This is a genomic window from Nostoc sp., from assembly GCF_036919495.1.
Classification (GTDB): Bacteria; Cyanobacteriota; Cyanobacteriia; order Cyanobacteriales; family Nostocaceae; genus Nostoc.
In genome coordinates, this window is sequence record NZ_JBALBZ010000023.1 from 1 (window position 1) to 11107 (window position 11107).

Sequence of the window (11107 nt, forward strand, 5' to 3'; positions counted from 1 at the left end):
CACAAAAAGTGCTTTATTGGTTCCAAGACCCGCACAGATAACCTGATTTGTGCCTAAGGAAGCACAACTAGGATCTGAGGTATATACTCCTCCTAGACTCAGAGGCCCACTCCAAACGGCAAGAACTGGTTGGCTTACCAGGGATAAAATTACCGATGTTGTGCCTGCTAAAATTGTAAATTTCTTTTTCATAAAATCTAATGTTTTTCTCCTTAATACAGCTCTGAGTTTGTTGGAAAGATTTAGACAGATGTAAAGTTTTAATTCCTGAATTTTTCTTTCAATTGGACTGGTATTGTACGATGAAACCACGTACCTATTTTGGATTCAATTTCAGTTTTAAAAGCTACAGAAATCAGTTACAATCCTTTACATGATCCAGTTCAAACTCAAAAGCTTCGTGCGATGGAACTGCTATTATCAGCCGTTGCATCAACACTGAGCGAATTAAACTCTACCAAAGTAAACTTTAGGTAAAACTTTGTTTATACCAGAGTTTAAGTCTGAAGAAATCATGGATCACCTTAGTCTGATACTCCGCCGTTAATCGGTTGCATGAGTTGAGACACTTAAGTTTGACTCGAACATCTGACACCTGAAAGTGCTCACGCTTAACGATTCCCAAGTTTGACCTGGGAATGGTAAAATCATGGCTAACTATAATTTGTATTTACAAACACTTTGAATATTTGTGTTTGCATGGTCAAATAAGAATGATTTAATATAATTCGTGCAAAAGTGGAAATCTGCGTCATTTTCTTTGCAGATAATGAAAATTATTATTAGCTTTTGCCGAATATCTAATAACTACATGATTATCTAACGATGAACAACGCGATCGCTCAGACAACAGCATTATTATCAACTTGCGCTTTACTACTAACAGGCTGTGGTGGTGGCGGTGGCTCTGTGGCAAATTCTCCAGATAGTACTACAAATAACACTACAAATAACACCACCCAGACTACCACTACATCAGGTGCTATTCCCATCGGTATTGCCTTAGCACAAACCAGCAACGTAGCATTACTTGGTCAAGAAGGATTCGTAGGAGCCAGAATTGCCGAGAAGTATTTTAATAGTAAAGGCGGTATTAATGGCACTCCAATTAAATTGGTAACCCAAGATACTAGCGGTGATGAAGCTGGAGCAATTAACGCTTTTCAAACTTTAATTAACAAAGATAAAGTAGTCGGTATTGTTGGCCCTACATTATCACAGCAAGCTTTTAGTGCTGACCCCATCGCCGAACGTGCTAAAGTCCCAGTTATTGGCGCATCAAATACCGCAAAAGGAATTCCAGAAATCGGTGATTATATAGCTCGTGTATCTGCCCCCGTCTCTATAGTTGCTCCTAATTCGCTGAAAGCTGCACTCAAGCAGAATCCTCAAATTAAAAAGGTGGCAGTTTTTTACGCCCAAAATGATGCATTTAACAAATCAGAAACGGAGATTTTTCAAACAGCGGTAAAACAACAAGGGCTAGAATTAGTAACAGTTCAAAAGTTCCAAACTACTGATACAGACTTTCAAGCCCAAGCTACCAATGCAATTAACTTAAAACCAGATTTAGTAATTATTTCGGGACTAGCGGCTGATGGTGGTAACTTAGTGCGACAATTACGAGAACTGGGTTATAAAGGCATAATTATTGGTGGTAATGGTCTGAATACACCAAATGTTTTATCAGTGTGTAAAGCACTTTGCGATGGTGTGCTGATTGCTCAAGCTTACAGTCCTGAATATCCTGGTGAGATTAATAAGGTATTTCGCCAAACATATATTGAGCAATACAAGAAAGAACCAGCCCAATTTACTGGTCAATCTTTTGCTGCGGTGCAGGTATATGTTGAAGCGCTTAAAGAGTTGGATAAAAAAACCAAAATCAGCACATTACCTCTTGATAAACTGCGGACAGAATTGAACAAGCAAATACTAGCTGGAAAGTATGATACTCCTTTAGGTGAGATTGCTTTTACGCCAGTCGGTGATGTGATTCAAAAAGAGTTTTACGTCGCCCAAATTAAGATGGATAAAGATGGAAACACTGGAAAGTTCGTATTTATAAAATAGTTGCACTATGGATATAACTCTATTTCTGCAACAATTTTTGAACGGATTATCTATCGGTAGTATCTATGCAATTTTTGCATTAGGCTATACCTTAGTTTATTCCATTTTGGGCATCATTAATTTAGCTCATGGCGCGATTTTTACCTTGGGTGCATATTTCACTTATACACTCATGGGTGGCAATTTTGGATTTAACGGCTTGCTAGCTAATGCAGCCTTACCGATAAAATTACCATTTTTTATAGCCTTAGTTTTAGGAAGTACCTTGGCGGGATTGGTAGGGGTAGTGATGGAACGGGTTGCTTTTCAACCTTTGCGCCGTCAAGGATCTGATCCCTTGCTAACTGTTGTTTCCAGCTTGGGGGTAGGAGTCGTAATTGTAAATTTAATCCAGTATTTAGTAGGCGCAGAAAGTTACACATACCCCGCAAATACTTACGGTAATTTGCCACCTGCGATTAATTTTGGTACTCCAGAAAATCCAATTCCTATTCGCAGCGTTCAGGTGGTAATTTTTGCTGTATCGGTGGTGATTGTGGCAATTCTTACCTATTTTATCAATCGGACTAAATATGGTAAGGCAATGCAAGCGATCGCAGAAGATCCAACTACAGCTAGTTTGTTAGGAATTAATAGCGATCGCTTTATCATCTTAACATTCTTCATCAGCAGTTTTTTAGCAGGATTAGCAGGAACTTTAGTTGCTTCTAGTGTTAGTATAGCTGGGCCATATTTCGGCATTGCTTTTGGTTTGCGGGGTTTAGCGGTAATAGTCTTAGGTGGTTTAGGTAGTATTCCCGGTGCAGTGGTGGGAGGCTTAGTAATTGGATTAGTCGAGGCGTTTGTTCCTTCGGAATTCTCTGGATATAAAGACGCAGTAGCCTTTGGAATTTTGTTTATCATGCTATTAGTTAGACCCCAAGGTTTGCTAGGGCGGCGGTTTATTCAAAAAGTTTAAAGAGACGTAGCAGGGCTATTTCATTCTCATCTAGCCCGCCTCAGAATAAATTATGAGTCTAATAGCGAAAGTTGTCTAAAGACCATTAAGAAAAGGTTATAGTCCGTTTGAACGGACTTTAGTTAAAAGCCGCGAAACTTTAGTTCTGGGAGACGTAGCGCCATGAAAACATACACCAAACCTAAATTAACTTTCGAGCAATTTTTAGAACAGTGTCCAGAAGAAGGTTTATATGAACTTGTAGATGGGGAAATTGTAGAAGTGCGTGCAACTAGAAACCATGATGATGTCGCTGACTTTATGGCTGACTCTTTCAAAGATGAAATTAAACGTTTAAATCTGAATTACGTAGTAAAAAATACAGCAGTCTTTAAAACTATCACTGCTAATGGAATAGAGCAAGGGCGTAAGCCTGATGTAAGTGTCATAGATAAAAATACATGGCGCTCAAATCGTTCTGCTTACTCTGCACTTGAAGAACCTATCCAGTTAGATGTAGAAGTAACATCAACTAATTGGGAAGATGACTACATTGATAAATTGGATGAATATCAATGCTTAGGTATTACAGAATATTGGATTGTAGATTATTTAGCAATTGGACTAAGAGAGTATTTAGGAAATCCAAAAGTTCCGGCTGTATTTGTTTTTCTATTAGATGCTGAGGGAAAATATGAACGCACACAGTTTAGAGGTTCAGAACGAATTGCATCACGAACTTTTCCTGAACTGGCGCTGACAGCAGAGCAAATATTAACAGCTTAGTAATTGATAAAAATTATAGTTTGATTAAGCTTAATCAAAATGTTTTAAAATGGCTGATTTTTTTGCTACTTACGGTTCTCTAATTGTCTCTATGGTATTAGGGGCACTAATAGGGTTATCGCTTTACTTACCACTAATGACAGGACAATTGTCTTTAGCTAGTCCAGGTTTTTATGCTTTAGGTGGGTATATTGCAGCAATTTTATCCACAAAAGTTTTTACATCTAGCAATAGTTTATTTCCCATTCGATTGTTGTTATTGGAGATGTTAATTGCTGGTGTAATTTGTGGCTTATTGGGTGTAATGGTAGGAATTCCAGCATTGAGATTGCGAGGAATTTATTTAGCGATCGCTACTATCGCTTTTGTAGAAGTTCTGCGCGTCATCTCCCTCAATCTAGATATTACAGGCGGTGCTGTTGGAATTTTTGGCATTCCTCAACCTTTCCAAACACCAATTGAATATTTATGGATTGCTTTGCCCTTACTATTAATTAGTATGGTGCTGTTTTATCGTTTAGAACGCATCCGTGTAGGAAGGGCTTTTATCGCTATCCGCGAAGATGAATTAGCTGCGGGTGCAATGGGAATTGATCCTACTTATTACAAAGTTTTGGCGTTCACACTAGGGGCTATACTTGCAGGGATTGTAGGTGCAATTAGCGCCCACTTCCTTAATACCTGGAATGCTCGTCAAGGTACTTTTGATAGCAGTATTATATATTTAACTTTTGTTTTGATTGGTGGTTCGAGAACTTTTTTAGGCCCGGTAGTTGGAGGTATGGTGTTTACAGCCTTACCAGAGATTCTGCGAAGTCTTGCTGATACTGGTGGTTTACCTAATTGGTTAGCACAATTTTTGCGCGATGGGAGATTAATTATTTTTGGTTTTTTAATAGTAATAGGTACAATCTTTTTCCCTCAAGGGCTAATTACTCCAGATATTTTTCAAAGACGGAAAATCATGGAAAAACGAACCACAAAGGGCGCGAAGTAAGAAAAGTTTTAGAGAGTTATTGGGTAAGTTTTATATTCATAATAATATGCAAAAATGTCACATAGTATTCTAGAAAATAACAGCAGTATTGTTTTAGAAGCAAGAGCATTGACTCGCCGCTTTGGTGGTTTAGTGGCGGTAAATAATGTATCTTTTAGTGTAAAGAAACATGAGATTTTTGGACTGATTGGCCCTAATGGTGCTGGTAAAACAACACTGTTTAATTTGATTACTGCTTTCATTCCACCTTCGGGCGGTAAATTAATTTATCAAGGTGCAGAAATTTCCCAACTGCGTCCTCATCAAATTGCTGCTTTAGGTATCGCCCGTACCTTTCAAAATATCCGCTTGTTTGGAGAATTATCGGCGTTAGAAAATGTGATTATTGCTCGGCATTTACACACTAAAAGTAATATTATTGCAGGAGTTTTGGGATTACCACCAGCGCCTAGTGAAGAATTTAAAACTAAGCAGAAAGCTTTAGATTTATTGGATTTGGTGGGATTAAGCGATCGCGCCCACGAAAAAGCCAAAAACTTTGCCTATGGCGATCAACGTCGCTTAGAAATTGCCCGTGCTTTAGCATTAAAACCCCAAATCTTACTTCTCGATGAACCAGCGGCGGGGATGAACCCCAACGAAAAGAAGCAATTGAGCGAATTTATCCGTAGTCTGCGAGAACAGTTTAATTTAACAATTGTCCTGATTGAACACCATGTACCATTGGTTATGGGTTTGTGCGATCGCATTGCAGTGTTAGATTTTGGGCAATTGATTGCATTGGGTGAACCAGCAGTTGTTAGAAATGACCCAGCTGTAATTGAAGCTTATTTGGGAAATGAATGAATTTATACAAACAAAATACTCACAAATTCGTCTAAAGAATTCACTGCGATCGCGCTATCCATTAAAGTTTCTAATTCCTCCACATTCTTGCCCTCAAGCCTTATTTCTGCCTCATGGGAAATTTCACCAAAGCGTTGTTCCAATACCCGGATTAACTGCCGTCGCGCACCCTGCTGAATACCTCTTTGCTCAATTTCCTGATACCAAGGCGATTCTCGCAATACTGCCATATCCCACCTCATGATTTGTTGCACTAAAGGCGTGTCTAACACAAAGCTAGCAAAAAATGCCAGCAATGATTCTAACTCGTTCAATTGTGCATCTGCTCGTAGCGCCTGTAATGCGCGTTGCACAACTGATACCTCTCCTCCTCCTCGCAGAATTGGCACAAAGGGTAACAACGATGGTAGTGATTGCTCAAATACTATTTCAGCATCGATTTCCCACAAATTAATCACGCGATAATCTTGGATAGCACGTAATCCCAAAAATTCCTGCTCGTAACTATCGACAATAGTTAAGATAGATGGGGGCGGTAAAATGTTGATCAGTACTGGGTAAATTGGCAATCGGTAGCGTTCTTGTGCCAAGGCAGTATATGCTCTCATCCGTAGAGGCATGTGTGCCGTGTAACGCAACTGTAGTTCATTAAGTACCAGAAAATCTCCGTGAGTAGCACTGTATGCTTTCACCAACACATCTGTTTCGCGGCTAATCCAGTGAAACTCAGAGCCGAGAATTTCTTTCGCCACGACTTCAGGATGCTGAGTCACCCACTTTACCCATGCATCGGGAGCTAAATTAATTAGTCGTTTGCTACCAATATCTGCTACTTTTACCACAGGATGTTTGATATCTTTATCAGTAATTAATGGTACATCATAAAGATTGCAGTATTCTGGTGTTGGTTTTTAACGTCAAGCAAAAGTATTTCTAACCCACAAAGCTAGATAAAGTCTCGTGTAGCAGCGACTTCTAGTCACTAGGACTTTTCTGCATCGCACTGTTTTAAGAAATGTATGATTGATGTATCTTAGGTTTTGAATCAACATTTCTGGATGTAAACCGCCGATGAAAGCCGATAGTAAGCCAAACTATACAATTTTAGAAGTTCAAGAACTTGATGTTAATTATGGCGGCATCCAAGCTCTAAAAAAGATTAATTTAATTATTCAAAAAGGCGAGGTAGTTACTCTAATTGGTGCTAATGGTGCTGGTAAAACTACCACACTCCGCGCCATATCTAAAGTAGTTAATCCTAAGAGTGGCGTAATTATCTATAATGGACATAATATTAACCGCCGCCAAACTCACGAAGTTGTACAACTTGGTATTGCCCATTGTCCTGAAGGACGCAGAGTATTAGCGCGGCAAACAGTATTGGATAATTTGCTTTTGGGTGCTTATATTCGCTCAAATCAAGCTGAGGTAAAAGTAGATATTCAACGCCAATTTGAGCTATTTCCCCGCTTGTCACAAAGACGCAATCAACTAGCAGGAACCCTCAGTGGTGGCGAACAACAAATGTTAGCGATCGCTCGTGCTGTCATGAGTAAACCACAACTCTTACTTTTAGACGAGCCTAGCTTAGGTTTAGCACCTGCGATCGTCCGGGAAATCTTTTCTATTATTGAAAATCTCCGGGCTACAGGTGTGACTATTCTATTAGTTGAACAAAACGCTAACCTGGCACTACAAATTGCCGATCGCGGTTATGTTTTGGAAGCTGGTTCTATCACCTTAACGGGTGCTGCATCAGAATTAATTAGTGATGAGCGAGTTAAAAAAGCTTATTTAGGGTAATTAATTAAATTAAAATTTTGCAGGTACAAGCAGATGGTAAAATCACCAACTAAACCCCTAACTTTAGAAGAGTTTTTGAAACTACCAGAAACAAAACCTAGCTCAGAATACATCTAGGTTGGTTAATTGATCCAGGCGATCGCTCTGTCTTAGTCTATCCACCAAAGCAGCAACCAGAACTTTTACAAGAAGAACAAGAAATATTACCAGTTCCCGATTTAGTTAGTGGCTTTCAATTAACTGTAGGGCAACTATTTGGATGGTTGAAGTTATAAACATTTTGAGAAATTTATAGTTATCGTAATCCTATTTGATTTATGAAAATTGCAACTTGGAGATACCCGATTTCGTAAAATTTGTCGATTATCTTATTTATCAGTAGCTTTGAGAATAGTATAGCAGTCCTAAATCATTTGTGTTATATATCTCTTTTTTCTTTCTTCCCTTTGCGGTTCATTTTATTATTTATATTTTTCACGAATCAAATAGGACTGCTATAAAAAAAGTGCGTCTCTATAGCAAATTGGTATAAGTAAAACTACATTGACAGCACTGATAAGTTTTCCAAATAATTTATATTATTACAAATTATTACGATTTTTGTCATATATTAATATTTGCAGCCCTCCTTGCAGATATCTATATATTTGTTTAGCGGCGAATTCTATTCACCGGAATAATTAAACCCATGAGTCAAATAGTCTGGATCGCAAGACACGCTAACCGCCTCGACTTCGTAAACCCTGATTGGTTTCTCACCGCCGAACGGCGCTACGATCCACCCTTGTCTGATGATGGTATGGTGCAGGCACAACAGTTAGCTAAACGATTGAAAAAAGAAAAGATTGCCCATATTTTTGCTTCTCCTTTTCTGCGAACCGTACAAACGGCAAACGCAGTTGCAGAAATGCTAAATTTACCAATCAAATTGGAAACAGGCTTGAGTGAATGGCTAAACCCAGTTTGGATGACAGAAGAACCCGAAAGACTCTCAACTCCAGCATTAGCAAAGTTATTCCCTAGAATTGACACCAGCTATACTTCGCGCATCGCCGCTAAATATCCTGAAACTCACGAAAAAGTGCGAGAACGTTCTGGGCAAACTGCGAGATGTTTAGCTACTGAGTTCTTCCCAGAGGATATCCTGCTAGTGGCACATGGTGCATCTGTGTTGGGCGGAGCAATGGGGTTAGTGGGGGAAATTGCCAAAACAGAAGTCAAGGCTTCTTTATGTTCTCTGGTAAAAGTGGTACGCGAAGATCCAGAATGGTTATTAGAACTAAAGGGAGATACTTCCCACTTAACCCACATAGAAGAAGTTATTCGATTTGCTTAAACCTCTGATAGAGATTTGCGTTCATGACTTCTGCTAGGTTGGGTATATCTTACAAAAAAAGTAATTTAATTCACCAATAAATTCTATGACTTTGTTACTAGCAGGAGACATCGGCGGTACAAAAACTATTCTGCAATTGGTTGAAAAATCAGATTCATCAGCAATACACACTATTTATCAGGAAAGTTACCACAGTGCCGATTTTCCTGATTTAGTACCGATAGTGCAGGATTTTTTGGTGAAAGCTAACACACCCTTACCAGAAAAAGCTTGTTTTGCGATCGCAGGCCCCATTGTCAAAAATACTGCCAAACTAACCAATTTAGCTTGGTTCCTAGATACCGAACGTTTAGAAGAAGAATTGGGTATCCCACATATTTCTTTGATTAACGACTTCGCAGCCGTTGGCTATGGCATTTCAGGTTTACAAAAACAAGACTTGCTGACGTTGCAAGTTGGCAAACCTCAACCCGAAACCCCCATTGGAATTATTGGTGCTGGTACTGGTTTAGGGCAAGGATTTTTAATTAAACAGGGAAACGATTATCAAGTCTTTCCCTCAGAAGGAGGACACGCTGACTTTGCCCCTCGAAACGAGATCGAGTTTCAACTGTTGAAATACTTGCTGGGTAAACATGATATCCAGCGTCTTTCTGTAGAACGCGTGGTTTCTGGAATGGGAATTGTGGCAATTTACCAATTTCTGCGCGATCGCAAATTTGCCGCCGAATCCCCCGATATTGCTCAAATCGTCAGAACTTGGGAACAAGAAGCCGGACAGGAAGAGAAAAGTGTTGATCCTGGTGCTGTTATTGGTACAGCCGCACTAGAAAAACGCGATCGCCTCTGTGAACAAACTTTGCAATTATTTATAGAGGCTTACGGTGCAGAAGCTGGCAATCTTGCCCTTAAACTCCTACCTTACGGTGGCTTATATATTGCTGGTGGAATTGCACCCAAAATCCTGCCCTTAATTCAAAACAACGGTTTCTTATTAAATTTCACCCAAAAAGGCAGGATGCGCCGCCTCCTTGAAGAGATCCCTGTGTATGTTATCCTCAACCCACAAGTGGGGCTAATAGGTGCTGCTTTATGTGCTGCTAGGTTATAACAGCTAGCATCATCAGTGAGATCGGCATCTCCAAAGGCAAAAAATATGACAATTAAAAGTCTGTTGCCACTAATCGCCGCCACACTCGTTTGTGGTGGTTCTGTTTTTGTGGAAGCGCGTCAACCCAAACCTCCGGCGGCTGTTGTTAAACCAAAGGTTTCTCAACCCGTGCAGCCACAATGGAAGTTATATACTGCTCCAGATGGACGCTTTAGTATTTTAATGCCGGGAAACCCCAACAGAAATACTCAATACCAAAAAACTTACATGGGGGAAATTACCTTAGAAATATTTGTCGCTCAACCACCAAAACAGCAAGTAGCTTATGTAGTTGCTTACAATGATTTTCCTTATAGTTATGGTCAAGTAACTGACCCCCAAGCTTTACTTAATAATGCACGGGATATGGCTTTAAAGACTACAAAAAGCAATTTAATTAGTCAAAGGAATATTCGTAGTTCTAATAATCATCCTGGTAAAGAAATTGAGTATATCAATTCTGGAGGGAAAATTACTAGAAGTAGAATGTATCTTGCTGAAGGAAGATTATATCAAGTAATGGCAATAACTACGAAAAAACAGCAGAAAACATTAGCTAAAACCATCACAGGATATTTAAATTCTTTCCATGTAGTTTTGAAAAAGCCAAATAACTAAAACCTCTACTATATTAGCTTTGCAATCAATTGCGTGGCTTATATACCGCTTTTCATTTGTATGCAATATATTTTGACCTCACTTCTATTCCTCTTTCCTAAAAGGCTATGGTGGTGTAAATAAGTAGAATTTACCCTCCTTAATCCTCCCTTTGCAAGGGGGAAAAAAGAAATCCTGTTCCTTCCTCTTTGCAAGGCTACGGTGTACACACAAGTCGAATTACCCCCCTTAATCCCCCCTTATAAAGGGGGGAAACCGGAAATCTAGTTCAATCCCCTTTATAAAGGGGGGAAAGCGGAAATCTAGTTCAATTCCCTTTATAAGGTGAGGGAAACCGGAAATCTAGTTCCCTCCCCTTTATAAGGGGAGGGTTAGGGTGGGGTAAAACCTTGGGTTTTTCAGCTATTTCAGACTTGGGTGTACACCGTAGCCTTTGCAAGGGGAGGGTTAGGGTGGGGTAAAACTACTGACACTGTTGGCGAAATATTTCTTCACATTAAAAAGCGATAAAAATTAATCAATTTGGAGAAATCGTAAGTGACTTCTTGCAGCAGTTTTGGC

General features: G+C 39.4%; 11 protein-coding genes. 9 read left to right on the forward strand and 2 right to left on the reverse strand.

Annotated elements, in window-relative coordinates:
- The coding region (locus V7K25_RS02365; protein ID WP_335154720.1) for a hypothetical protein at positions 1-192 on the reverse strand (192 nt) is incomplete at its 3' end.
- Between the two features lie 633 nt (positions 193-825).
- Between V7K25_RS02365 and V7K25_RS02370 the strand changes: the two genes are divergently transcribed.
- The 5 genes from V7K25_RS02370 to V7K25_RS02390 all read left to right on the forward strand — a co-directional run bounded on the left by V7K25_RS02370 (position 826) and on the right by V7K25_RS02390 (position 5639).
- The gene (locus tag V7K25_RS02370) at positions 826-2073 is read left to right on the forward strand and encodes an ABC transporter substrate-binding protein (RefSeq protein ID WP_335154722.1); all 1248 of its coding nucleotides are present in this window, start codon (positions 826-828) and stop codon (positions 2071-2073) included.
- A gap of 7 nt (positions 2074-2080) precedes the next feature.
- Positions 2081-3031, forward strand: coding sequence for a branched-chain amino acid ABC transporter permease (locus V7K25_RS02375; protein WP_335154724.1), 951 nt, complete (start codon positions 2081-2083; stop codon positions 3029-3031).
- 162 nt (positions 3032-3193) lie between these two features.
- On the forward strand, positions 3194-3796 hold the full coding sequence (locus tag V7K25_RS02380; protein ID WP_335154726.1) for a Uma2 family endonuclease: 603 nt from the start codon (positions 3194-3196) through the stop codon (positions 3794-3796).
- Positions 3797-3845: 49 nt separating this feature from the next.
- Positions 3846-4793 carry a branched-chain amino acid ABC transporter permease gene (locus V7K25_RS02385; RefSeq protein ID WP_335154728.1) on the forward strand — a complete coding sequence of 316 codons (948 nt, stop codon included), beginning with the start codon at positions 3846-3848 and terminating at the stop codon, positions 4791-4793.
- A gap of 54 nt (positions 4794-4847) precedes the next feature.
- Positions 4848-5639: an ABC transporter ATP-binding protein gene (locus tag V7K25_RS02390; protein WP_335154730.1), complete on the forward strand. Its 792-nt coding sequence runs from the start codon at positions 4848-4850 to the stop codon at positions 5637-5639.
- A gap of 2 nt (positions 5640-5641) precedes the next feature.
- On the opposite strand, the gene V7K25_RS02395 is transcribed toward V7K25_RS02390, so the two are convergent.
- A complete protein-coding gene (locus V7K25_RS02395) occupies positions 5642-6481 on the reverse strand; it encodes a DUF4351 domain-containing protein (protein ID WP_335154732.1) in 840 nt (279 codons plus the stop codon).
- Between the two features lie 229 nt (positions 6482-6710).
- Between V7K25_RS02395 and V7K25_RS02400 the strand changes: the two genes are divergently transcribed.
- The 4 genes from V7K25_RS02400 to V7K25_RS02420 all read left to right on the forward strand — a co-directional run bounded on the left by V7K25_RS02400 (position 6711) and on the right by V7K25_RS02420 (position 10546).
- On the forward strand, positions 6711-7442 hold the full coding sequence (locus V7K25_RS02400; RefSeq protein WP_335154734.1) for an ABC transporter ATP-binding protein: 732 nt from the start codon (positions 6711-6713) through the stop codon (positions 7440-7442).
- A gap of 688 nt (positions 7443-8130) precedes the next feature.
- On the forward strand, positions 8131-8778 hold the full coding sequence (locus V7K25_RS02410) for a histidine phosphatase family protein (RefSeq protein ID WP_335154736.1): 648 nt from the start codon (positions 8131-8133) through the stop codon (positions 8776-8778).
- A gap of 85 nt (positions 8779-8863) precedes the next feature.
- Entirely contained in the window at positions 8864-9889 is a 1026-nt protein-coding gene (locus V7K25_RS02415) for a glucokinase (RefSeq protein ID WP_335154738.1), read from the forward strand.
- 45 nt (positions 9890-9934) lie between these two features.
- Positions 9935-10546 carry a hypothetical protein gene (locus tag V7K25_RS02420; protein WP_335154740.1) on the forward strand — a complete coding sequence of 204 codons (612 nt, stop codon included), beginning with the start codon at positions 9935-9937 and terminating at the stop codon, positions 10544-10546.
- The last annotated feature ends 561 nt before the right edge of the window (positions 10547-11107 follow it).

Coding starts and splice junctions, on each gene's coding strand:
- V7K25_RS02370 (WP_335154722.1), top strand. CDS start 826: ATGAACAACGCGATCGCTCAGACAACAGCATTATTATCAACTTGCGCT.
- V7K25_RS02375 (WP_335154724.1), top strand. CDS start 2,081: ATGGATATAACTCTATTTCTGCAACAATTTTTGAACGGATTATCTATC.
- V7K25_RS02380 (WP_335154726.1), top strand. CDS start 3,194: ATGAAAACATACACCAAACCTAAATTAACTTTCGAGCAATTTTTAGAA.
- V7K25_RS02385 (WP_335154728.1), top strand. CDS start 3,846: ATGGCTGATTTTTTTGCTACTTACGGTTCTCTAATTGTCTCTATGGTA.
- V7K25_RS02390 (WP_335154730.1), top strand. CDS start 4,848: ATGTCACATAGTATTCTAGAAAATAACAGCAGTATTGTTTTAGAAGCA.
- V7K25_RS02400 (WP_335154734.1), top strand. CDS start 6,711: ATGAAAGCCGATAGTAAGCCAAACTATACAATTTTAGAAGTTCAAGAA.
- V7K25_RS02410 (WP_335154736.1), top strand. CDS start 8,131: ATGAGTCAAATAGTCTGGATCGCAAGACACGCTAACCGCCTCGACTTC.
- V7K25_RS02415 (WP_335154738.1), top strand. CDS start 8,864: ATGACTTTGTTACTAGCAGGAGACATCGGCGGTACAAAAACTATTCTG.
- V7K25_RS02420 (WP_335154740.1), top strand. CDS start 9,935: ATGACAATTAAAAGTCTGTTGCCACTAATCGCCGCCACACTCGTTTGT.